19 protein-coding genes, 4 tRNA genes and 1 pseudogene are annotated in these 21,469 nt (G+C 72.9%); 9 read left to right on the top strand and 15 right to left on the bottom strand.

Annotated elements, in window-relative coordinates; all coding sequences use genetic code 11:
* The first annotated feature begins 129 nt into the window (after positions 1-129).
* Positions 130-603 carry an SRPBCC family protein gene (locus tag BM242_RS18570; protein ID WP_093839997.1) on the top strand — a complete coding sequence of 158 codons (474 nt, stop codon included), beginning with the start codon at positions 130-132 and terminating at the stop codon, positions 601-603.
* Positions 604-646: 43 nt separating this feature from the next.
* On the opposite strand, the gene BM242_RS30385 is transcribed toward BM242_RS18570, so the two are convergent.
* The 3 genes and pseudogenes from BM242_RS30385 to BM242_RS18560 form a co-directional block, all read right to left on the bottom strand.
* Entirely contained in the window at positions 647-1,369 is a 723-nt protein-coding gene (locus tag BM242_RS30385; RefSeq protein WP_245834277.1) for a rhamnogalacturonan acetylesterase, read from the bottom strand.
* A 57-nt stretch (positions 1,370-1,426) separates the two neighbouring features.
* A pseudogene (locus BM242_RS18565) lies at positions 1,427-2,575 on the bottom strand (pectinesterase family protein); the annotation flags it as partial.
* 218 nt (positions 2,576-2,793) lie between these two features.
* Positions 2,794-3,582 (bottom strand): rhamnogalacturonan acetylesterase, encoded by a 789-nt coding sequence (locus tag BM242_RS18560; RefSeq protein ID WP_093839996.1) that lies wholly within the window; start codon positions 3,580-3,582, stop codon positions 2,794-2,796.
* A gap of 146 nt (positions 3,583-3,728) precedes the next feature.
* Between BM242_RS18560 and BM242_RS18555 the strand changes: the two genes are divergently transcribed.
* Complete coding sequence (locus BM242_RS18555; RefSeq protein ID WP_093839995.1) at positions 3,729-4,463, top strand: class I SAM-dependent methyltransferase; 735 nt, start codon at positions 3,729-3,731, stop codon at positions 4,461-4,463.
* 141 nt (positions 4,464-4,604) lie between these two features.
* On the opposite strand, the gene BM242_RS18550 is transcribed toward BM242_RS18555, so the two are convergent.
* From BM242_RS18550 to BM242_RS18530, 5 genes are all read right to left on the bottom strand, one after another.
* Positions 4,605-5,102, bottom strand: coding sequence for a hypothetical protein (locus BM242_RS18550; protein ID WP_093839994.1), 498 nt, complete (start codon positions 5,100-5,102; stop codon positions 4,605-4,607).
* A 45-nt stretch (positions 5,103-5,147) separates the two neighbouring features.
* Positions 5,148-5,489, bottom strand: a complete 342-nt coding sequence (locus BM242_RS18545) for a DUF2795 domain-containing protein (RefSeq protein ID WP_093840087.1) — start codon at positions 5,487-5,489, stop codon at positions 5,148-5,150.
* A gap of 15 nt (positions 5,490-5,504) precedes the next feature.
* Complete coding sequence (locus BM242_RS18540) at positions 5,505-5,957, bottom strand: DUF2267 domain-containing protein (protein WP_093839993.1); 453 nt, start codon at positions 5,955-5,957, stop codon at positions 5,505-5,507.
* Positions 5,958-6,109: 152 nt separating this feature from the next.
* Positions 6,110-6,562 (bottom strand): YbhB/YbcL family Raf kinase inhibitor-like protein, encoded by a 453-nt coding sequence (locus tag BM242_RS18535; RefSeq protein WP_093839992.1) that lies wholly within the window; start codon positions 6,560-6,562, stop codon positions 6,110-6,112.
* Between the two features lie 98 nt (positions 6,563-6,660).
* Entirely contained in the window at positions 6,661-7,167 is a 507-nt protein-coding gene (locus BM242_RS18530; RefSeq protein WP_093839991.1) for a PH domain-containing protein, read from the bottom strand.
* Positions 7,168-7,276: 109 nt separating this feature from the next.
* Here BM242_RS18530 and BM242_RS18525 point away from each other — a divergent pair, with 109 nt between their 5' ends.
* From BM242_RS18525 to purM, 3 genes are all read left to right on the top strand, one after another.
* A complete protein-coding gene (locus BM242_RS18525; protein WP_093839990.1) occupies positions 7,277-8,083 on the top strand; it encodes a maleylpyruvate isomerase family mycothiol-dependent enzyme in 807 nt (268 codons plus the stop codon).
* A gap of 200 nt (positions 8,084-8,283) precedes the next feature.
* Positions 8,284-9,864 carry an amidophosphoribosyltransferase gene (gene purF / locus BM242_RS18520; RefSeq protein WP_093839989.1) on the top strand — a complete coding sequence of 527 codons (1,581 nt, stop codon included), beginning with the start codon at positions 8,284-8,286 and terminating at the stop codon, positions 9,862-9,864.
* A 77-nt stretch (positions 9,865-9,941) separates the two neighbouring features.
* Positions 9,942-11,075 carry a phosphoribosylformylglycinamidine cyclo-ligase gene (gene purM, locus BM242_RS18515; protein WP_093839988.1) on the top strand — a complete coding sequence of 378 codons (1,134 nt, stop codon included), beginning with the start codon at positions 9,942-9,944 and terminating at the stop codon, positions 11,073-11,075.
* A 177-nt stretch (positions 11,076-11,252) separates the two neighbouring features.
* On the opposite strand, the gene BM242_RS18510 is transcribed toward purM, so the two are convergent.
* Together BM242_RS18510 and BM242_RS18505 are read right to left on the bottom strand one after the other, a co-directional pair.
* Positions 11,253-11,567 (bottom strand): DUF3073 domain-containing protein, encoded by a 315-nt coding sequence (locus BM242_RS18510; RefSeq protein WP_245834259.1) that lies wholly within the window; start codon positions 11,565-11,567, stop codon positions 11,253-11,255.
* Between the two features lie 396 nt (positions 11,568-11,963).
* On the bottom strand, positions 11,964-13,100 hold the full coding sequence (locus BM242_RS18505) for a Leu/Phe/Val dehydrogenase (RefSeq protein ID WP_093839986.1): 1,137 nt from the start codon (positions 13,098-13,100) through the stop codon (positions 11,964-11,966).
* Between the two features lie 298 nt (positions 13,101-13,398).
* Between BM242_RS18505 and BM242_RS18500 the strand changes: the two genes are divergently transcribed.
* Positions 13,399-14,286 carry a DUF8083 family protein gene (locus BM242_RS18500; RefSeq protein ID WP_175541478.1) on the top strand — a complete coding sequence of 296 codons (888 nt, stop codon included), beginning with the start codon at positions 13,399-13,401 and terminating at the stop codon, positions 14,284-14,286.
* Between the two features lie 491 nt (positions 14,287-14,777).
* Positions 14,778-14,984: a developmental transcriptional regulator BldC gene (bldC, locus tag BM242_RS18495; RefSeq protein ID WP_093839985.1), complete on the top strand. Its 207-nt coding sequence runs from the start codon at positions 14,778-14,780 to the stop codon at positions 14,982-14,984.
* 704 nt (positions 14,985-15,688) lie between these two features.
* On the opposite strand, the gene BM242_RS18490 is transcribed toward bldC, so the two are convergent.
* The 5 genes from BM242_RS18490 to BM242_RS18470 all read right to left on the bottom strand — a co-directional run bounded on the left by BM242_RS18490 (position 15,689) and on the right by BM242_RS18470 (position 20,284).
* Positions 15,689-15,763: transfer RNA gene (locus BM242_RS18490), tRNA-Asp, on the bottom strand.
* A gap of 106 nt (positions 15,764-15,869) precedes the next feature.
* Complete coding sequence (gene hrpA / locus BM242_RS18485; protein WP_093839984.1) at positions 15,870-19,931, bottom strand: ATP-dependent RNA helicase HrpA; 4,062 nt, start codon at positions 19,929-19,931, stop codon at positions 15,870-15,872.
* Positions 19,932-20,045: 114 nt separating this feature from the next.
* Positions 20,046-20,119: transfer RNA gene (locus tag BM242_RS18480), tRNA-Phe, on the bottom strand.
* A gap of 4 nt (positions 20,120-20,123) precedes the next feature.
* A tRNA-Asp gene (locus BM242_RS18475) sits at positions 20,124-20,198 on the bottom strand.
* Between the two features lie 13 nt (positions 20,199-20,211).
* Positions 20,212-20,284, bottom strand: a tRNA-Glu gene (locus tag BM242_RS18470).
* 136 nt (positions 20,285-20,420) lie between these two features.
* Here BM242_RS18470 and BM242_RS18465 point away from each other — a divergent pair.
* Together BM242_RS18465 and BM242_RS18460 are read left to right on the top strand one after the other, a co-directional pair.
* Entirely contained in the window at positions 20,421-20,774 is a 354-nt protein-coding gene (locus tag BM242_RS18465) for a metallopeptidase family protein (RefSeq protein WP_093840085.1), read from the top strand.
* A gap of 95 nt (positions 20,775-20,869) precedes the next feature.
* Positions 20,870-21,469 carry a hypothetical protein gene (locus BM242_RS18460; protein ID WP_093839983.1) on the top strand — a complete coding sequence of 200 codons (600 nt, stop codon included), beginning with the start codon at positions 20,870-20,872 and terminating at the stop codon, positions 21,467-21,469.

The following is a 21,469-nucleotide window of genomic DNA, read 5'->3' as shown; positions in this document are numbered from 1 at the left end:
GCGCGAGCGCCTTGCCGCTGAACGAGGCGGGGCGGGGAACGGCTGAGCCGCCGTCCCCGCCCCGCCTCGGCAGTGCGGGGCCCTGCGGGACCAGGACGCGACCCCGGCGAGGGACTAGGGTGAAGCGGTATGGATACCGCGAAAGTGGAGGAACTGGTCGCCGAGGTGCGGCTGCCGGTCGGGGCGGCGGAGGCGTTCGAGCGGTTCACGGACGGCCTCCAGCAGTGGTGGCCGCCGGAATTCTCCTGGTCGGGGGCGGACGGTCTGGAGCGGATCGGGATCGAACAGCGCGTCGGCGGCGCGCTCTACGAGTACGGCCCCGGAGGGCTGCGCTGGGACTGGGGCCGGGTGCTGGCCTGGGAGCCTCCGCGCCGCCTGGTTTTCTCCTGGCAGATCGGCCCGGACCGGGTACCGGTGCCCCGCGCCGAGAACGCCAGCGAGGTCACGGTGACCTTCACCCCGGACCGCGACGACTCCACCCTGGTCCGGGTCCGGCACGGCCACTGGGACCGCCACGGCGACGCCGGACCGCCCTATCGCGAGGCATTCGCCCGCGCCTGGCCCCTTGCCCTGGCCCGCCTCACGACCACCCCCGGGGAGTGACGGCGCCGGCCCGGACCGGCCGGGCCCGGACCGGATCGAGGCGTCAGGTCAGCACGGGAGGCTCGGCGGGCCAGTCGAGGGCGTCGTCGGGGACCGGGCGGCTCAGGCCGGTGAGGGAGCCGTGCGGCAGCACCCGGGCGTCCTCCAGCAGCGAGCCGAGCAGCCGGGCCACCTCGATGGCACCGTGCGCCTGGAAATGGGTGTCGTCCCCGATGCCGTCCGGGTAGTTGGGATGCTCGCCGGGGGCCAGCCAGAGGAAGTACTCCTTGGTGGTCTCGGGGCCGAGCTTCTGCCACAGTTCGATGGAGGCGGCGTTGAGATCGATCAGCGGGACGTTCTCCTCCCGGGCCAGGGCCGCCATGGCCGCCGGGTAGTCGCCGAGCGAGGAGTAGGCCGTGCCGTCCTCGCGGAAGCGGCGCCGCTCCACCGAGGTGACCAGCACCGGGTGCGCGCCGCGCTGCCGCGCGCCGTCCAGATAGGTCCGCAGGTATGCCTGGTAGCCGTCGTAGGGCTCGACGCCGCGCGCCGGGTCGTACAGCTTCTGGTCGTTGTGGCCGAAGGAGATCAGCAGCAGGTCGCCGGGCGCGATGTCCCGCAGGATCGCGTCCAGCAGCCCGGCGTCGGCGAAGCTCCGGCTGCTGGCGCCGGACAGCGCGCGATCGACGACCCGCACGTCCGGCGCGGTGAAGACCGGCAGCGCCTGCCCCCAGCCGGCCCGCGGCGCCCGGGCGGCCTCGTAGACGGAGGCCGTGGAGTCACCGGCGATGAAGATCCGCAGCGGTCCGGCGGGCGGTGTCCGGCGGCCCTGCGGCCGGAAGGCGTCCTGCGGCGTCCAGTCGCCGAGGTGCCCGGCGACCGTCAGCTCCGCCGCCGCGGCGTCGTCGAGCTGCGGGCGCTCGGCCGGGTCGGTGATCTCCGCGCCCGGGCCGAAGTCGGCGTACTCGGCGAACCGCTGCCGCTGCCAGGGATGGGCGTTGCGCATGTTGGCGTAGGGCACGGCGGCGTCGATGCCGGGACCGATCCAGGTGTTGCGGACGGTCAGCATGGGCCAGGAGTCCGGCGCCGAGGTGGGCACCCAGGGCCGGGCCAGCTTGTAGGCGCCGTCCGGTGCCGAGCTGGTGACGCGGCAGCGGTGGGCCAGGAAGCCGCGCGGATTGTGCCGGGCGGTGCTGGGCGCGAAGACGAAGCCGAGCGGGGTGACCTCCGCGTCCCGGGCGACGGTGCGGAACTCGCAGGCGTCGAAGACGGCGGTGGCCCGGCCGAAGACGAAGTCCACGTCGCCCTCGATGCAGCAGTGCCGGTAGTACTGCCGGGCGATCAGGTCGTAGCCGCGGCTGTCGGCGTAGAGGGTGTCCTGGTGGCCCAGGAAACGGCAGCGGTGGAAGGCCGAGCGGTCGCCCTGCACCTTGATGGCGACTGCCTGGGTGCCGGTGACCCCGGGGTGGTCGGCGCGCAGCCAGTCGTTGGCGAAGGTCACATCGCAGGCGGTGAAGCCGTCGGCCCGCACGGTGGTGGTGGCCGAGCCGGAGGTGCCGTAGGTGCCGTTGCCGTCCGGCCGGGGGGTGCCCGCGGCATTGTCGTGGACGATGACCACCTCGCGCGGGTCGCCGGTGGCGCCCAGCAGGGTGAGGCCGGTGCGGTCGGCGGGGATGCGGACCGTCTCCCGGTAGCGGGCGGCGGCCAGCACCAGGGTCCAGCCCGGGCCGCCGCCGGTGGTGGCGTCCACGGCGGCCTGCACGGTGGTGTGGTCGCCCCGGCCCCGCGGGTCGACGTACAGGGTGCGGTCATCGCGGCGGTCGCCGGGTGAGCCATAGGGGCCGAACGGACGGCCATGGCCCTGGTCCGGGCCCCGGCCGCCGCCCGGGCGGGCGGCGGCCGGGAGAGCGGCGGCCAGGTGGGCCAGACCGAGGGCGGCGACGGTTCCGGCCAGCAGCAGGCCGCGGCGGGTGGTGCCAACACGGTGTTTCGGCAAGACGACGCTCCAGGCGACTCGGAGAGAAAGGCGCGGGTGCGGTAAGGAGAAGCGAGGGGCGTCGAGCACCTTAACCTGCAAACGATTGCAGCGGTAGGTGCCACGAAATGGGCGTGTCCGCGTCGCCGTTGCGCGGCCATCTCTGCAATCGCTTGTCATTCCGGACGGGCGGGCCTGCCCTGCCCGACCGTGCCGGCCGGGCGCGGCGGGCGCGGGGATCAGCCGGGCGAGGGCGCCCGGGGCGGCCAGACCAGTTCGTCCTCCCGTACCGGGCGGTCCAGGCCGGTGAATGCGCCGTCGGGGAGGATCCGGTCCTTGGCCAGCGCGGTGGCGACCAGCCGGGCCGCCTCGATGGCGCCCCGCGCCTGGAAGTGCGTGTTGTCCGAGGCCCCGAACGGGAAATGGCGGTGCTCGCCCGGCTCCAGCCACAGAAAGCAGTCCTTGGTGCCCTCCGGCCCCAGCCTCGCCCACCGCTCCGCGCTCGCCGCCGACAGATCCACCAGCGGCACCCTCTCCCTGGCCGCCAGCGCCGCCATGGCCGCCGGATACTCGCCCAGCGACAGGAACGGCGTGCCGTCCCGGCGGAAGCAGCGCCGCTCGACCGGGGTCACCAGCACCGGATGCGCGCCGCGCTGCCGCGCGCCGGCCAGATAGCGGCGCAGAAACGCCTGATAACTGCTGTACGGCTGGGTGCCGCCCCAGTGGTCGTCCAGCGTCTGGTCGTTGTGGCCGAAGGAGATGAGCAGTCGGTCGCCCGGTGCGATGTCCCGCAGAATCGCCGCGAGCAGCCCGGCCTGGTCGTAGCTGCGGGTGCTGGCGCCCGACAGGGCCCGGTTCACCACCGTGACATGCGGTGCGGTGAAAACGGGCAGTGCCTGGCCCCAGCCGGCGCTCGGCGCCATCCGTGCCTCGTACACCGCCGCGGTGGAGTCGCCCGCGATGAAGATCCGGAACGGCGCACCGGCGCCGCCCGGTGCGCTGCCCGCCACATGTCCGGCGTCGGCCATGACACGCCTCCTTCCCCCTGGCCCGGCGTGCCCGGGTCGCTGCGGGACAGCATGGCGCATCCGGGCCCGCCCGGAAGGGGGTTCGGCCGATCCGGGGGCCGGATGCGGCCCGGGCGGTTGTCGGTGGCGGGTGGCAGCATGGCCGCATGACCGAACTCTCCGCCGCCGTCACGGATTACTGGGACGCCGCCGCCCCGGGGTTCGACGAGCGCCCGGATCACGGCCTGTCCGCCCGGGAGGCCAGGGCCGCCTGGGCCGTGCTGGTGCGGCGTCTGCTGGCCGCCCGGCCGGAAGGCGACGGTGACGGAGGGCCGCCCCCCGCGGACATGCCACATCGGGCCCCTGAGATGCCGGGGACGCTGGAGGTGCTGGACGCCGGCTGCGGCACGGGCACGATGTCGCTGCTGCTCGCCGAGGCCGGCCACCGGGTCACGGGAGTCGACATATCGCCCCGGATGGTCGAGCTGGCCCGGGCCAAGCTGGCCGCGGCGGGGCTGCCCGCGCGCTTCCTGGTGGGGGACGCCGCCGCGCCCCCCACGGGTGAGCGGCGATTCGATGTGCTGCTGTGCCGCCATGTGCTGTGGACCCTGCCGGATCCGGCCGCCGCGCTGCGCGAGTGGGCCGCCCGGCTGCGGCCGGGCGGCCGGATGCTGTTCTTCGAGGGACGCCGCTGGTACTCCGGCAGGGAACGTCCGCCCGCGCCCTATGTGACGGGGGCGGAGCGGCTGCCCTGGCCCGGCGGCATAGGCCCGGAAGAACTGGCCGGGCTGGTCAGGCCCTTCGCCCGGCCGCTGCGCGCCGAGCCGCTGACCGACCCCTCCCTCTGGGGCGGCGCCGCCCCCGGCGAGCGCCATGCGCTGGTGGCCGTCGTCCCCGGCTGACCGCCGGTCTCCCGCCCGGGCGGCAACCGGTGACGGAGCCCTCCGCCGGGCCGTCGCCGGGCCGGCCGGCCACTGAACGGGCGCCCCGCGCGGCGGCGGGGCGCCGGGGGGCGCGGCGGTCCGCCGGTGGCGCGGGCGGGGTCAGCGGCGCGCCTTGGACTCGTAGCGGGGGCCGAGATCCGGGCGGTCGGCGCCCTGGAGCTCGGTGGCCAGGCCGTGCACGGTCACCAGGTCGTGCATCAGCGCACGGACCTGCTCCAGCGGCAGTCCGGCCAGCCGGGCGACCTCCGGCAGATAGACCCCTTCGCCGCCGTGCTGGTCCTCGGCCGCGGCCAGCGCCTGGAACACCCGCTCGTGGTCCGGGCCGTACTCCGGGGTTCCCCGGCCGGTGAAGCTGCGCCCGCCGGCCGTCGAGGGCCTCGTTCCCCAGGAGGACTCCCGTTCGGAGCGCTGCTTCCCCCGGTGGACCGAAGCGGTCTTCTCCTCGTGGGTGAGGGTCGAGCGGTGCGGCCTGTGGGTCCGCTGCTTGGAGGCACCGGTGGTCTCACCGCGGGAGCTGGGCTGCTCCCCGGCCTTCTCCGCGGCGTGCGCCGCGGCCCGCCGCTGGTCCTCGTCGCCCTCCACCTTCTTGCGCACCATCGGAAAGCTCCTTTCCCCGCCTCCGGCGCCGCGCGGCGCCGGAGGTCAGCGGTCGAGTTCCTCCTCGACCGGCGGCTTGGGCGCGTCGCGCAACTGCTGGGCCAGCCCTTGCTTGCCGCCCTTCCGCGCCTGCGCGGCCCGCTGCCCGGCGCTGTGGCCGAGATCGGTGTCCGGCTTCAGCCGCACCGAGCGGACCACCTCCTCACGGTTGCCGTAGTCCTCCGGCGGGATGCCGCGCAGTGCCTTGACCGTCTCCTGGGAGGCGCCGGACACCTGGGCGGCCCGGATCAGCTCGTCCTTGCCCGCCGGGAAGTCCACGTCCTTGACGGCCTTGCGGATGTCGTCGGCACCCGAGTCCTTCCGGCCGCCCGGTTCGGGGCCCGCCATCTTGGCCATGGCACCTCACCTCCCGGCCCGGTGCGGGTCGGCGGCACCGCCGCCGTTCGGCACATGGCCGGTGCTGCCGGCCAGCAGGACCGTGGACAGCTCGTCCGGCAGGGCCTCGCGGACCTTGGTCATCAGCCCGCCCTGGGTCGCCTCGCCGACCACCTCCATCACGCATCGCGCCTGGTAGACGGCGGCCGGCCCCTTGGCGCCGGAGCGGGTGGCCACCCGGTCGAAGAATTCCTGGGTGGTCATCCGCATGCCGGTGTACGGCACATCCGGTGCGGTCGCCACCCGCCGCATGTGCTCGCCGATCTCGTGCGGAAGCTGGGCCGCGATATTGTCCGCCAGCCCGGCCGGGATGCGTTCGGTAAGGGTTTCCAGGCCGGCCCGGGTGACGCGCTCGGCCGCGCCCCGGCTCTCCAGCCCCGCCTTGTTCTGCACTTCGCCGATGAACTGGTCGTGCTGCATGGAAGAAGTCACCTCTTCCCGGTCGTCGGGAGATCGCCCCGGGACGGCCGCTCGACGGGTCGCCGGCCGGGGGGGGCGGGCCCTGGGGCCGCCGCCCGTCACCGGGGCCGGTGGCTGACGGGTGACCGCGCCCGCCCGCCCGAAACTGCCGGCTAGCGCTGATAGACCCCCATCAGGTTGCCGCTGGCGAGCTGCGCCTTGTCCACGGCCTGGTGCACCTGCCGGGCACTTGCCCCGGCAGGCAGCGACGGGTGGCCCGGCAGCGCGTAGAGGCGGAAGAAGTAGCGGTGCGCGTCATCGCCCTTGGGCGGCTGGGGGCCGCCCCATCCCGGCTCGCCATAACCGTTGCGGTGCGGCGTTCCGTGCTCCGGGGTGTGCCCGGTGCCGACGCCGTTGCTGTGCGGGTCGATCCCGGTGACCAGCCAGTGCAGGAAGGGGCCGCCCGGCGCGTCCGGGTCCTCGCACAGCAGCACCAGCTCCGCGGCGTCGTCCGGCACCCCCGACCAGGTCAGCGGGGGCGAGACATTGTCGCCGTCCTTGGTGTAGCGGCGCGGGATGATCGCCTGATCACTGAATGCTGAGCTCTTGAGTTCGATTCCGGCCATGCCTGCCGGAGTACCCGCCCGGCCCCGGGCGATTCAGCGCGCTCGGCGGCGGTCCGGCCGGGCCACGGCGGTCCGGCCGAGCCGCCCGTTCAGCCGGTTCACCGCTCTCCGGGCTCGTCGTCGAGCTGGTCGAGCTGCTGGTAGACCTTGCTCTTGAACAGCTCGGGATCGGGCACATGCCGCAGCGTCATCGTGCCCTGCTCGGAGGCGGACTGGACGGTGAGCGTGCCGTACCGCATGATCCGCTCCCACAGGCTGGCGGAGAACGCCACATCGTTCACCCGGGCCAGCGGAATGGAACGGCCCGCCTTGTTGATGAAGCCCGACCGCTTGTGCAGACGGCGCGTGGTCAGCACATACACCGTGGAGCGCCACTGGAGCAGCGGGACCAGCCAGAACCACAGCGCGGCCAGCGCCCCGGCGCCCAGCACCACCCACAGCGCGGTGTCCGCCCAGTCCTCGTCCGGCAGGAACCACACGGCCGCCCCGGTGACCGCCACGATCACCAGCAGCAGCAGAAACTCGCTGACCAGCGTGGTCCAGTGCTGCCGGGTGTGATACACCAGCTCTTCGTCCTCGGCGAGGTACCGGTCGGCGATAGGCATGCGCGCATCCTGGCACAGCCCGCCCCCGGCACACCCCCAGCCGGGGGACTTGGTACCCGGTTGTTAAGCGGCACGCGGTGAGGCCGTCGTGAGGCCGTAAGCTCCAGACATGTCCACCGTCCGGCGCAAGCCTCGTTCCTACCACCCCGACCGGGTCCGGGATGCGCTGCTCGCCCAGGTGGAGTTCCTGCGGCTGGCCGCCGGGGAGCTCACCGAGGAGCAGCTCGGCAAGCCCTCCGGGCTGCCCGGCTGGGACATCCGGGCGCTGCTGGCGCACCTCGCGGGACAGATCGACGCCCTGCCGCAGCGCCTCGCCGAGCCGGCGCCGCGCGCCGTCCGCCCCACCCTCTCCCTTCAGGCCTGGGCGCTGTCCACCGCCGAGGAGGCCGGCAAGACCGCCGCCGCCGCGCGTGCCGACGCGGCCCGCCCGGGCGGGCCGGTCGCCGCCATCGACGCCGCCGCCGAGGAGCTGGAATCGGTGATCGACACCGGTGTGCGCGAGGATGTGCTGCTGCCCCACCGGGCCGGGGTGATCCGCGCCCTGGACTTCACCGTCAGCCGGATCGTCGAGCTGGTGGTGCACAGCGACGATCTGACCCGGGCCACCGGCCGGCCGGTCCGGCTGGACCGGATGGCGCTGGCCACCACCGTCCGGGTGCTGGCCGACGCGCTGGCCGCCAAGGCGCCCGGCGCCTCCACCGAGGTGCGGATTCCGCCGTTCGCCGCGGTGCAGTGCATCGCCGGCCCGCGCCACACCCGCGGCACCCCGCCGAATGTGGTGGAGACCGATCCGATCACCTGGATGCGGCTGGCCACCGGCCGCACCACCTGGCGGCTGGCCACCGCCACCGGCCGCCTGAAGGCGAGCGGCGACCGCGCCGCCACCCTGGACCAGCACCTCCCCGTCCTTTCCTGACCCTGCCCGGCCCCTGCCTCTCCCGTGCCTCTGCTCCGCCGGCCGCCGCCCCTGCCCCCGGCGCCCCGGGGCGCACCACCCGGCGTGCGTGCCACAGGTCCGGTGGGCGCGTGCGCGGGTGCGGACCGGCCACCAGGGTGAGCCCAGGGTCACAGCCCCTCCGCCTTCCCAGGTTCGGAACCTGCCCTAGACTCGAAGGCGTGCCACGTGGTGACGGACGACTGAGTCACGATCTCAACCCCGGCGAAAAGGGACCGCGCGACGCCTGCGGCGTCTTCGGTGTCTGGGCCCCGGGCGAGGAGGTCTCCAAGCTCACCTACTTCGGGCTCTACGCGCTGCAGCACCGCGGCCAGGAGTCCGCGGGCATCGCGGTGAGCAACGGCTCCAAGATCCTGGTCTTCAAGGACATGGGCCTGGTCTCCCAGGTCTTCGACGAGACCTCGCTGTCCTCCCTCCAGGGACACATCGCGGTCGGCCACACCCGCTACTCCACCACCGGCGCCTCGGTCTGGGAGAACGCCCAGCCGACCTTCCGCGCCACCGGTCACGGCTCCATAGCTCTCGGCCACAACGGCAATCTGGTCAACGCCGCCGAGCTGGCCGCCATGGTCGCCGAGCTGCCCGGCTCCCGCGGCCCCCGCCACCGGGTCGCCGCCACCAACGACACCGACCTGGTCACCGCCCTGCTGGCCGGCCAGACCGACGACGACGGCACCGCGCTCACCGTCGAACAGGCCGCCGCCCGGGTGCTGCCCCGCGTGCGCGGCGCGTTCAGCTTTGTCTTCATGGACGAGCAGACCCTCTACGCCGCCCGCGACCCCCAGGGTTTCCGCCCGCTGGTGCTGGGCCGGCTGGAGCGCGGCTGGGTGGTCGCCTCCGAGACCGCCGCCCTGGACATCGTCGGCGCCTCCTTCATCCGCGAGGTGGAGCCGGGCGAGCTGATCGCCATCGACGAGAGCGGGCTGCGCAGCTCCCGTTTCGCGGACGCAAAGCCCCGCGGCTGTGTCTTCGAGTATGTCTACCTGGCCCGCCCCGACACCACCATCGCCGGGCGGAACGTCTACCTCTCCCGCGTCGAGATGGGCCGCCGGCTGGCCCGGGAGGCGCCGGCCGAGGCGGACCTGGTGATCGCCACCCCGGAGTCCGGCACCCCGGCCGCCATCGGCTACGCCGAGGCCAGCGGCATCCCCTACGGCTCCGGCCTGGTCAAGAACTCCTATGTGGGCCGTACCTTCATCCAGCCCAGCCAGACCATCCGCCAGCTCGGCATCCGGCTCAAGCTCAATCCGCTGCGCGAGGTCATCCGCGGCAAGCGGCTGGTCGTGGTCGACGACTCCATCGTGCGGGGCAACACCCAGCGGGCCCTGGTCCGCATGCTGCGGGAGGCCGGCGCCGCCGAGGTGCACGTGCGGATCAGCTCGCCGCCCATCAAGTGGCCCTGCTTCTTCGGGATAGATTTCGCCACCCGCGCCGAGCTGATCGCCAACGGCCTGTCGGTGGAGCAGATCGGCACCTCGCTGGGCGCCGACTCGCTGGCCTACATCTCCCTGGAGGGCATGGTCGAGGCCACCACCATCGCCAAGCCCGACCTCTGCCGGGCCTGCTTCGACGGGGAGTATCCGGTCGATCTGCCCGATCCCCAGCTCCTGGGCAAGGAGGTGCTGGAGGACAGCGACCGCCCCGGCGCCACCGGTGCCGGTACCGCCGCCGTCAGCGATGTGGACGGCGTGGCCACGCTGCTCTCCGGCCCGGGAGCGGCCGACGCGCTGCGCCGCCCGTGATCCGGCCGCCGGACGCGGCCACCCCCTGCCGTCCGCCGCGCGGACGGGCCGACCAGCCGACCACAGGAAAGACCGCGATGAGTGACAACGCCGCCCCCCGGGCCGCAGCGGACGCGCCGGACGCAGCCGGCGCGGCCGGTGCCTCCTACGCCGCCGCCGGCGTGGACATCGAGGCCGGGGACACGGCCGTCGAGCTGATGAAGAAGTGGGTCGCGGGGGCCCAGCGCCCGGAGAGCGTGGGCGGCCTCGGCGGCTTCGCCGGTCTGTTCGACGCCTCCGCCCTGCGCGGCTACACCCGCCCGCTGCTCGCCTCCGCCACCGACGGGGTGGGCACCAAGGTGGCCGTAGCCCAGCGGATGGACGTGCACGACACCATCGGCCGCGACCTGGTCGCCATGGTCGTGGACGACCTGGTGGTGTGCGGGGCGGAGCCGCTGTTCATGACCGACTACATCTGCGTCGGCAAGGTGCATCCGGAACGGGTGGCGGCCATCGTCAAGGGCATCGCCGAGGGGTGCGTGCTGGCCGGCTGCGCGCTGGTCGGCGGCGAGACGGCCGAGCACCCCGGGCTGCTCGGCCCGGACGAGTACGACGTGGCCGGCGCCGGCACCGGGGTGGTCGAGGCCGACCGGCTGCTCGGCGCGGAACGCGTGCGCGCCGGGGACGTGGTGATCGGCATGGCCTCCTCCGGGCTGCACTCCAATGGATATTCCCTGGTCCGGCACGTGCTGCTGGAGCGCATGGGCTGGAGCCTGGAGCGGCGGGTGCCGGAGCTGGGCCGCACCCTGGGCGAGGAGCTGCTGGAGCCGACCCGGATCTACTCCCTGGACTGCCTGGCGCTCGTCCGTGCCACCGAGGTGCACGCCTTCGCACACATCACCGGCGGCGGGCTGGCGGCCAATCTGGCCCGGGTGGTCCCGGACGGCCTGACCGCCCGGCTGGACCGCGCGAGCTGGACCCCGGCGCCGGTGTTCTCCCTGGTGGGGGCGGCCGGCCGGGTGGCCAGGCCGGAGCTGGAGAAGACCCTGAACATGGGCGTGGGGATGGTCGCGGTGGTGCCCGGGGAAGCGGTGGAGGCGGCCCTGACCACCCTGGCCGGCCGGGAGGTGGACGCCTGGGTGCTGGGCACCGTCGAGGAGCGCACGGAGCACCGCGGCGACGCCGCCGCCGCGGTCGTGCTGCACGGCGACCACCCGGTCCCCGGGGCCTGATGGAGCCGGGATGGGTGCAGGCAGCACAGAAACCGGTCCGGCGGTGAACCGGACCGGTTTCCCACGGGCCCCACAGGACCCGTCCATCTGCTCAGTCCACTACGGCGGTCGCTGCCACACCGACCGGCCGCTGCGCCGCGCCAAGCACCGGGCGCCGCGCGGGGAACGGGCCGGACGTCAGCGGCCCCGCCGCGCCGACGGCCCGGACGGCGGACCGTCCTCGTCGTCTTCGTCCTCGACGTTGTATTTCGAGGCGTACTGTGCGTACGGGTCGTCTTCCAGCTCGTCGTCCGGCTCGTCGAACCGGTCAGCGTCCTCGAACTGATCACCGTTCGCCGACTGGCTCGCCGCGCCCAGCTCGCGGGCCAGTTGCGAAAGATCCGTCCGGCCGCTGTTGTACTTCAGCTGGCGGGCGACCTTGGTCTGCTTGGCCTTGGCCCGGCCGCGCCCCATTGGCTCGACCCCCTCGACGTCGGGGCGCTCCGGCCCCACAGTGTTGGCATGCGTTCATCGGTAGGAGCAGGCTCGGGGAGAGCCCACCACCGAGCTTCAACCGTACCTGCTTCCCAAAGCCTACGGTACGCCGTCCGCAGGACACAGGTGGCGATCAAGCTGCTCGGCGACCCTTTCCTTGCTGGTCAGCGGCGATTTTAACGTCTTTTGTGCAGCAAGCCGCCGAAGGGACGTGACATGTCTCTCCCGGTCAGGGCCAGGTCAGGGCCAGGTCAGAGCCGGGTCAGGGGCCGCGCCCGGCCGGCCGCAGCGGCAGGTCGGCGCCGCCCGTCCGGCGCCCGCGCGGCGCCCGGAGGGGCCGTCGTCCGGACGGCGGGGAGGGGGCCGGCGCCGGTTGCGCGCCGGGCGTGCAACCGGCGCGCGGGCGCCCGGCGCTCAGCGCCGCGCGGCGGCCATCCGGTGCTCGGCGATCCGGTCCGCGGCCACCGCCGGCGGTACTCCCTCGCTCGCCGCGCGCTCGAAGATCTCCACCGTGGTGTCGAAGATCCGCCGCGCCTTCGACTTTGCACGTGCGAAGTCGAAACCGTGGAGTTCGTCGGCCACCTGGATCACGCCGCCGGAGTTCACCACGTAGTCCGGGGCGTAGAGGATGCCGCGGTCGGCGAGGTCCTTCTCGATGCCCGGGTGGTCGAGCTGGTTGTTGGCCGCGCCGCACACCACACCGGCGGTGAGCACCGGCACCGTGCGGTCGTTGAGCGCCCCGCCCAGGGCGCACGGGGCATAGATGTCCAGCCCTTCGAAGCGGATCAGCTCCTCCGTGTCCGCGACCACCGTGACCTGCGGATACGCCTCTCGTACCCGGTCCACCGCGGCCTGCCGCACATCGGTGATCACCACGTCGGCGCCATGCTCGGTCAGGTGCTCGACCAGAATGTGGCCCACCTTGCCGACGCCGGCGATGCCGACCCTGCGGCCGGCCAGGTCGTCGCTGCCCCAGCGGTGCTGCGCGGCGGCACGCATGCCCTGGAAGACGCCGAAGGCGGTGAGCACCGAGGAGTCCCCGGCCCCGCCCTGCTCCGGGGAGCGGCCGGTGGTCCAGCGATTGGCCCGGGCCACCACGTCCATGTCCCGCACATAGGTGCCGACATCGCAGGCGGTGACGTAGCGTCCGCCCAGCGAGGCCACGAAGCGGCCGTAGGCGAGCAGCAGTTCCTCGGTCTTGTCGGTCTCCGGATCGCCGATGATCACGGCCTTGCCGCCGCCGTGCTCCAGGCCGGCCATGGCGTTCTTGTAGCTCATGCCGCGCGAGAGATTGAGCGCGTCGCGCAGCGCGGCCTCCTCGGGGCGCGGGGCCGCGGGGTAGGCGTGGAAGCGGGTGCCGCCCAGGGCCGGGCCGAGCGCGGTGGAGTGGATGGCGATGATCGCCTTCAGTCCGGTGAGCCGGTCCTGGCAGAGCACGACCTGTTCGTGGCCGCCCTGGTCGGAACGGAACAGCAGGTCGAGCACATCGACCGGGCCCGGTTCCTCGGCGGACGGGCTGTCGGCGCTGACAGCGGGACGTACGTCAGTCACGGTGGTGACTCCTGTATGTCGAGGCGGGTGCCCTCTGCGGGTGGGAGGGCCGGTAGCACGACTCTACGGCTGCCCGGCGGGGGCGAGGGGCATTATGCCGATCACAATCCCTGCCGACGTCACCGGCCGCCCTGCCGGCTGTCTCCCCGGCATGCTGCCGGGCGCCGCTCGGCCGCGGCTCGACCGGGACGGCCCGCACGGGTGCGCTTGATCACCCGGCGGGGGAGGATGGTTGGTGGACGCGGTACACCGGGCAGAAACGGCCGGAGCGGCCGACGGAGCGATCGGGAGGGTTTGGGTGGCACAGGTGCCGTACGCATCGTATCTGCGGGTCTACGAGCCCCTGGCGGCCTTTTCCGAACCGGAGCGCTCGCACTGGGCGGCATACGCCCGCCGGGGCCGGTTCCCGGACGCCCAGGAGGAGATCCGGCGGGCGCTGGCCGGGCTGGCCGCCACCCCTCCCCTGGCCGCGCCCGAGCGGGAGAGCGCGGACGCCTTTGTGCTCTCGGTGCACGGCGTGCTGTGCGTCTGCCCGTGGCGCACCCGGCTGCGCGCCTGGCAGGCGCTGGGCGAGGCCGGGCACTGGATGATGCCGGAGAGCGTGCTGGACACGGCGCTGCCGCGGACGGTGCGGGAGGGCGCGCTGGCCGAGTACGAGACATGGCGGGAGGCCAACCCGGACGCCCGGCCGTGGATCCGGTCGGCGCTGTGGCATGTGCCGGTGCGCTGGTTCGTGCTCTTCGCGGACGCCGAGCGGCAGTTCCGCAAGCCCGGCGAGCCGCCGCCCGCGGAGGGGCCGGCGGAGGAGAAACCGGGGGCGGAGAAACCGGCGGGGCCGGAACGGCCGCTGCTGCGCTACCGCACGCCCATGGTGCAGGCCCGGCGGCGGCTGGCCCGCGGGCTGCGCACGGTGCGCCGGGAACTGCCGCAGGGGCCGCTGGCCGAGGCCCTGGTGGAGGTCGGCAAGTGGCTTGAGGAATTCCACCCGCGTTCACTGGTCGAACTGGACTACGGAGGCCTGGTGCATACCATTCCCCCTGAGGATCTGGCCGCGGACCGCTCGGCCGAGGAGACGGCCGCCGCGCTGGCGGCCCTCGCCGAGGGCGACATGGACCGTGCCAACCAGATCTACGAGGGGCTCACCGACCGCTGGCTCTCGGTGCGCGAACGCCAGTTCGCAAGCTGAGGACCGAAGTCGGGGTGCACAAGGGTCGAAAGTCCCGCACTCAGGACTTAGGCCCTGAGTCGGGCCAAAGCCCCTAAGAGTGATGGATGGCACTCACAGGGAGTCTTGCCCTCAAGCACCCCCCTCATGTCAAAATAGGACAAGGAGCTCGGGGGCAGCTCCTTCTGTCCGCCAAAGGGAGGACAGATCAGCATTGCTTCTCCTTGGCGGCCTTCATGACACCTTGTCGCGGTGTGACGGATCGTCACGGGCGGATGACTGTCCGCTATGGGCCGGTCCATCCGGCAACCACCGAGGTTGAACACCTGAGAGGGCAATTCCATCGGTTTGGCCGGGCCGGCTGGACGGATGGTGTAGTTGTAGTGCCGAGGACAAGCCGTTCGTCCTATAACCGACTCGACCCGCGCCTACCATTTCGGGCAACGCGGGTGAAGGTGCAAAATTTAAGAGGAAAGAACCGTGATGGTTCGGTTCTCTCGAGGAGGCCGCTCATGACCGCTCGCACCCCTGATGCCGAGCCGCTGCTGATCCCGGCTGAGGTTGCCACCATGTTCCGCGTCGACCCCAAGACGGTCACACGCTGGGCAAAGGCGGGCAAGCTCACCTCAATCCGCACGCTCGGTGGGCACCGCCGCTACCGCGAAGCGGAGGTGCGCGCACTGCTCGCGGGCATCCCGCAGCAGCGCGGCGAGGCCTGAGCAAGACAGCGCGACCGCAACACCGCAACACCGCAACACAACGCAAGACCGCTTCTCCCAGGCCCCGGAGCCCCCACTCCGGCCGCTTGGCTTCTTGGACCGCACTGGACTCCGCCGGGTCCGGTGCGGTCCTTTGTGCGCGTCGGCGCCCCCGCCGGTGCCCGCCGCGGCCGTCACGCCGGGTGGAGCGGGGGTGCCGGTGCGCTGCCGGTGCGGCACGGCCGGGCCGGCCCGACCGTTCGCCGACCGCTCGTCGACCGTTCACAGATGGGTGCGTACCCTGTTCAGTTGGTGCAATTGCACATATTAAATTGGCGCTCGATTCTCACTGGGGGAACGAGCCTCCCGCGAGGGGAAGTTTCGTGACTCCCGTCACAGCATAGACCCCTTGCCCGGGTATTGGGCCTGAGGTAAAAGCGCTTACTGTCGCCATCCCGGAGAACCCCGTACGTCACCTGGTCCGCAGCGTCACCACGCGCGGGCGGGCGGCGGGCCGCGCAGGAACGTGCCGGGGCGCTACCGGAGTTGTGCCGTCAACTCTTGAAAGCACCGGGGTGCTGCGCCTGCCATGCGTCCGCCGTAGCGTGCCCGGGCCGCCCCCGCGCAAACGGCGAACGGGCCCGGCCTCGGCGGCCGGACCCGTTGTCCGTCTGTCTCTGCTGTGGTGACCGGCGCCGGTCGTCACCGGCCGGCGCCGAGTAGGGCGGTCCTGACGGGATTTGAACCCGCGGCCTCCACCTTGACAGGGTGGCGAGCACTCCAAACTGCTCCACAGGACCTTGCCGCAGCTCGCTGCGTGCCTGGTGACTCTACCCCAGGCCGGGCCGCCGAGGCGAATCCGTCCCGGGCGGCCTCCCCGGCCCGTTGCGGCGGCCCCGCGGCCGGTCACGGCGCCGCGGCGTCCACCGCCTTGACGATCCGCTTGTCCGAGACCGGATAGGCCGTGCCCAGGGCGTGCGCGAAGTAGCTGACCCGCAGCTCCTCGATCATCCAGCGGATCTCCGTCACCTCCCGGGGCGGCGGCCGGCCGGCCGGGAACTGCTCCAGCAGCCAGGCGTATTCGTCCTGCATCTCCCTGACCTTGGCCATCCGGGCCCGGTCCCGCTCGGCGTGATGCGGCAACTGCTGGAGCCGGCGGTCCGCGGCGCGCAGATAGCGCAGCAGGTCCGGCAGCCGGCCGGCGCCGTGCTCGGTCACGAAGCCGGGGGGCAGCAGCGCGTCGAGCTGCTCCCGGACGTCCCGCACCGAGGACAGCAGCACCGGGCTGGTGGTCGTCCTCAGCCGCTGCTCGCAGGAGCGCCGGGCGAGCAGCACCTCGCGCACCTGGCGCACCACGGCCAGGGTGGTGTCGGCGATCTCCGCGCGCACCGCGTCGAAGAGCGCGCGGTGGCCCTCCTCGTCCCACGCCGGGCCGCCGTGCACGGCCATCAGCCGGTCGGCGGCGGCGGTGGCGCAGTCCTCCAGCAGGGCCGGCACGCCGCCGTGCGGGCTGTCGGCCAGTGCCAGCTTGGCCGCGTTGTCCAGCGTCCGGGCCACAAACCTGGCCGGGTCGGCGGGAAGCCGCAGCAGGATCAGCCGGCGGGTGCCGCGCCACATGGCCCGCTCCTGCTCGGCCTCGGTGTCGTGCAGCCGCACGGCCACCGAGGTGCCCTCGTCCACCAGCGCGGGATACGCCTTGACCGGCTGCCCGGCGCGGCGGGTCTCGAAGACCCGGGGCAGGGTGCCGATGGTCCAGGCGGTCAGCCCGCCGCGTTCCGGGCTGCCCCGGCCGCTGCTCTCGAACGCCTCGCTGAGCGCGGCCCGGGCCCGGGGGCGGAAACGCCGGCGCAGCGCCTCCAGATCCTTGTCCTCGGCCTCACCGGGCAGCTTGCGGCGCCGGTCGTCCACCGCGCGGAAGGTGATGCGCAGATGGCCCGGGACCTTGCCGGGGTCGAAGTCTTCCTCGCCGATTCGGACCCCGGTGGTCCGGGTCAGCTCCTGGGCCAGCACCCGGGTCAGCGGTTCGGTCAGCCGTTCCTCGCCGACCTGCGCCAGAAAGCGGCGGGCCACGTCCGGGGCGGGCACGCAGTGCCGGCGGAGCGGCTTGGGCAGCGAGCGGATCAGTTCGGTTACCAACTGCGCGCGCAGGCCGGGGATCTGCCAGTCGAAGCCCTCGCCGGTCACCTGGTTGAGGACCTGGAGCGGGAGGTGGACGGTCACGCCGTCGGCGTCCGCGCCCGGCTCGAACTGGTAGGTCACCCGCAGGGCGAGCCTGCCCTGGCGCCACAGGTCCGGGTAGTCGTGCTGGGTGACGTCCTGTGCCCGCTCATTGATGAGCATGGACTTCTCGAAGTTGAGCAGATCAGGATCGTCTTTGCGCTTCTTCTTCCACCATGAGTCGAAGTGCGCTCCCGAGACAACGTGATCGGGAATCCTGCGGTCGTAGAAGGCATGAAGGGTTTCGTCGTCCACCAGGATGTCGCGCCGCCGGGCCCGGTGCTCCAGCTCCTCCACCTCCGCCAGCAGCCTGCGGTTGTCGTGGAAGAACTGATGATGCGTGCGCCAGTCCCCCTCCACCAGCGCATGCCGGATAAAGAGGTCCCGGCTGGTCTCCGGATCGATCCGGCCGTAGTTGATCTTGCGCTGGGCCACGATCGGCACCCCGTAGAGCGTCACCCGCTCATAGGCCATCACCGCGGCCTGCTTCTGCTCCCAGTGCGGCTCGCTGTAGGTCCGCTTCACCAGATGCCCGGCCAGCGGCTCGATCCAGTCCGGCTCGATCCGGGCGTTGACCCGCGCCCACAGCCGCGAGGTCTCCACCAGCTCGCCCGACATCACCCAGCGCGGCGGCTTCTTGAACAGCACCGAGCCCGGGAAGACGGCGAACTTCGCCCCCCGCGCGCCCAGATACTCGTGCTTGTCCGGCTCCTTCAGCCCCACCTGCGACAGCAGCCCCGCCAGCAGCGACCGGTGGATCAGCTCCGGGGCCGCCGGGGTGTCCCCGGCCTCGCCGAGATGGAAGCCCAACTGCCGCACCACCGTGCGAAGCTGCGCATAGATGTCCTGCCACTCCCGTATCCGGAGGTAGTTCAGGAACTCCGCGCGGCACATCCGCCGGAAGGCCGAGGAGGACAGCTCCTTCTGCCGCTGCCGGATGTACTCCCACATCGACAGGAAGGCGAGAAAGTCCGACTCCTCCGCCGGGCCCTCCCGGAACCGCCGGTGCTTGGCGTCCGCCTGCTGCTGCTGATCGGCCGGGCGCTCCCGCGGGTCCTGGATCGACAGCGCCGAGACGATCACCAGCACCTCGCGCAGACAGCCCGTCTCCGCCGCGGCCAGCACCATCCGGGCCAGCCGCGGGTCCACCGGAAGCTGGGCGAGCTGCCGGCCGGTGGCGGTGAGCCGGCGGCGCGGATCCTTCTCCCCGGTGTCCAGCGCGTGCAGCTCCTCCAGCAACTGCACCCCCGCCTTGACCGAGCGCTGGTCCGGCGGATCGACGAACGGGAACTTCTCGATCTCGCCGAGCCCCGCCGCCGTCATCTGGAGAATGACCGAGGCCAGATTGGTGCGCACGATCTCCGGGTCGGTGAACTCCGGCCGGGAGAGAAAATCCTCCTCCGAGTACAGCCGGATGCAGATGCCGTCGCTGGTCCGGCCGCAGCGGCCCTTGCGCTGGTTGGCGCTGGCCTGCGAGACCGCCTCGATCGGCAGCCGCTGCACCTTCGTCCGGTGGCTGTAGCGGGAGATCCGCGCCTGGCCGGGGTCGATCACATACTTGATGCCCGGCACGGTCAGCGAGGTCTCCGCCACATTGGTGGCCAGCACGATCCGCCGGCCGCGGTGCGGCTGGAAGACCCGCTGCTGCTCGCCATGGCTCAGCCGGGCATAGAGCGGCAGCACCTCGGTCGGCAGCACGGCGTCGGCGAACTTCTTGTTCAGCGCGTCGGCGGTGTCCCGGATCTCCCGCTCACCGGAGAGGAAGACCAGCACATCGCCCGGCCCCTCGGCGAACAGCTCGTCCACCGCGTCCGCGATCGCCGTGACCTGGTCCCGCACATTCCCCTCGGAACCCCCGTCCTCGGCCTCCTCGGCGTCCTTCCCGCCCTCCCCGGAATCCTCCGCCAGCGGCCGGTAGCGCACCTCCACCGGATAGGTCCGCCCCGACACCTCGATGACGGGCGCCTCGATGCCGTCCCGGTCCCGGAAGTGCCGGGCGAAGCGCTCCGGATCGATGGTGGCCGAGGTGATGATCACCTTCAGATCCGGGCGGCGCGGCAGCAGCTGGGCCAGATAGCCCAGCAGGAAGTCGATGTTCAGGCTCCGCTCGTGCGCCTCGTCGATGATGATCGTGTCGTACTGGCGCAGCTCCCGGTCATGCTGGATCTCGGCCAGCAGAATGCCGTCCGTCATCAGCTTGACCAGCGTGTCCGGCCCCACCTGATCGGTGAACCGCACCTTCCAGCCCACCGTCTCGCCCAGCGGGGTGCGCAGCTCGTCCGCCACCCGCTGCGCCACCGTGCGGGCCGCGATCCGGCGCGGCTGGGTGTGCCCGATCAGCCCCCGCACCCCCCGGCCCAGCTCCAGGCAGATCTTGGGCAACTGCGTCGTCTTGCCCGAGCCCGTCTCCCCGGCCACGATCACCACCTGGTGATCACGGATCGCCGCCAGGATCGCCTCCCGCTTCTGGCTGACCGGCAGCTCCTCGGGGTAGCGGATCTCCGGCACGGCGGCGCGCCGCAGCTCCACCCGTGCCTCCGCCTCCGCGACCGCCTCGGCGATCTCGGCCAGCACCGCCCGGCGGGCATCCGGCTTGCGGATCTTCCGGGCACCCTCCAGCCGCCGCCCGAGCCGCCGCTCGTCCTGCGGCATCAGCGCGGCCAGCCGCTCCGCCAGCCCGCTCAGGGCAGGGGCGGGCCGGGTCGCCGGGGTCGTTTCCGGGGTCGTTTCCGGGGTGAGATGCGTGGACATACGCCCCCCACGATCTCACCTCCCCGCCGCCACGGGCGAGCGGATTCCCCCCGCCACGGCACGCACAACGCCCCGGCGGAGGACCCGCCGGGGCGTTTGTGCTGGTGAAGAAGGTGGCTGGGGCCGGGGTCGAACCGGCGACCTTCCGCTTTTCAGGCGGACGCTCGTACCAACTGAGCTACCCAGCCGGAGCGGTCCTGACGGGATTTGAACCCGCGGCCTCCACCTTGACAGGGTGGCGAGCACTCCAAACTGCTCCACAGGACCAGAGATACTGCCGTGCCCCCAACGGGATTCGAACCCGTGCTACCGCCTTGAAAGGGCGGCGTCCTAGGCCACTAGACGATGAGGGCTGGTGGCCCGCCTGGGCGCTGTCGGCGCCGTCGGGGACAGCAAGAGCATAGGCGAAATCACGACCGATCGCCAAAACGTTCTCACCTCGGGGGCCGGGAGCCGTCCCCGGTGGCGCACAATGGCGGTGTGCTGCAGATGAGCCGAGAGGAGTTCGAGGATCTGGTCGGGCAGGCCCTGGACCGGATCCCTCCGGAGCTGACGCGGCTGATGGACAACGTCGCCGTGTTCGTCGAGGACGAGCCGCCGCCCGAGGACCCGGAACTGCTCGGCCTGTACGAGGGCACCCCGCTCACCGAGCGCGGCGAGTGGTACGCGGGCGTCCTGCCCGACCGCATCTCCGTCTACATGGGCCCCACGCTGCGGATGGCGGAGCGCGAGGGCGGCGACCGCGACCTGGTGCGGGACGAGATCGAGATCACCGTCGTGCACGAGATCGCCCACCACTTCGGCATCGACGACGAGCGGCTGCACCACCTCGGCTACGCCTGACGGACGGCTCGCTCCGGCCCGGGCCGTGTCCTGCGAACGGGTAAGGGAGTTGGGCAGGGCGAAGCCCGCAGCCGTCCCCCCGGAGGTTCCCTCCCGTGCGCCGCGCCCTCCGTCGTTCCCTGCCCGCCGCCCTGCTCCTCACCGGCCTGCCCACCGGGCTGCTCACCGGCTGTATGAGTGTCCACCCCGAGCGGCCCGCCGACCGGCCCGCCGAGGCCGGCTACGCCTCCGAGGAGCCGGGCCCCGAGCCCACCCCGGACGGCGGCGAACCCTGGCCCGCCCGGCCCGACCGCCTCGGCACCGGCGACCCGGACGGCGGCGCCCATGGCGAAGCCGGCGGCGCCGGGGACGAGGTCACCGTGCGCACCCCCGGTCCGGCCGGTCCGGCCGGCGGGGGAGAGCAGGACCGGCAGGAAGCGGGCACCGACGGCAAGGCCGGTGACGGCGGCGGCACCGGGCCGGGCTCGCCCTCCGGCGATCCGGCCGCACCCGCGCCGGAGCCCACCGGGGACGACACCGCGTCCCCGCCCGGCTCCGGCCGCCCCTCGCCCTCCGCGGGTCCCGGCCCCGAGGAGCCCTCACCCACGCCCACCGGCCCGACCGCCGATCCCGATCCCGAGCCCGAGCCGTCCACCGATCCCGAGCCCGAGCCGGAGCCGGACCCCGGCCAGGACCCGGAGGACGGCGCACTGTGA

It is taken from the genome of Streptomyces aidingensis (assembly GCF_900112355.1).
Taxonomy (GTDB): Bacteria; Actinomycetota; Actinomycetes; order Streptomycetales; family Streptomycetaceae; genus Streptomyces; species Streptomyces aidingensis.
Note: the sequence above shows the minus strand (reverse complement) of the source record. Positions and strands in the feature narration are given on the sequence as shown.

Bases quoted from the DNA above. Each gene is read 5' to 3' on its own strand.
- BM242_RS18570 (WP_093839997.1), top strand. From the start codon at position 130: ATGGATACCGCGAAAGTGGAGGAACTGGTCGCCGAGGTGCGGCTGCCG.
- BM242_RS18560 (WP_093839996.1), bottom strand. From the start codon at position 3,582: ATGGCCGACGCCGGACATGTGGCGGGCAGCGCACCGGGCGGCGCCGGT.
- BM242_RS18555 (WP_093839995.1), top strand. From the start codon at position 3,729: ATGACCGAACTCTCCGCCGCCGTCACGGATTACTGGGACGCCGCCGCC.
- BM242_RS18550 (WP_093839994.1), bottom strand. From the start codon at position 5,102: ATGGTGCGCAAGAAGGTGGAGGGCGACGAGGACCAGCGGCGGGCCGCG.
- BM242_RS18545 (WP_093840087.1), bottom strand. From the start codon at position 5,489: ATGGCGGGCCCCGAACCGGGCGGCCGGAAGGACTCGGGTGCCGACGAC.
- BM242_RS18540 (WP_093839993.1), bottom strand. From the start codon at position 5,957: ATGCAGCACGACCAGTTCATCGGCGAAGTGCAGAACAAGGCGGGGCTG.
- BM242_RS18535 (WP_093839992.1), bottom strand. From the start codon at position 6,562: ATGGCCGGAATCGAACTCAAGAGCTCAGCATTCAGTGATCAGGCGATC.
- BM242_RS18530 (WP_093839991.1), bottom strand. From the start codon at position 7,167: ATGCCTATCGCCGACCGGTACCTCGCCGAGGACGAAGAGCTGGTGTAT.
- BM242_RS18525 (WP_093839990.1), top strand. From the start codon at position 7,277: ATGTCCACCGTCCGGCGCAAGCCTCGTTCCTACCACCCCGACCGGGTC.
- purM (WP_093839988.1), top strand. From the start codon at position 9,942: ATGAGTGACAACGCCGCCCCCCGGGCCGCAGCGGACGCGCCGGACGCA.
- bldC (WP_093839985.1), top strand. From the start codon at position 14,778: ATGACCGCTCGCACCCCTGATGCCGAGCCGCTGCTGATCCCGGCTGAG.
- hrpA (WP_093839984.1), bottom strand. From the start codon at position 19,931: ATGTCCACGCATCTCACCCCGGAAACGACCCCGGAAACGACCCCGGCG.
- BM242_RS18465 (WP_093840085.1), top strand. From the start codon at position 20,421: ATGAGCCGAGAGGAGTTCGAGGATCTGGTCGGGCAGGCCCTGGACCGG.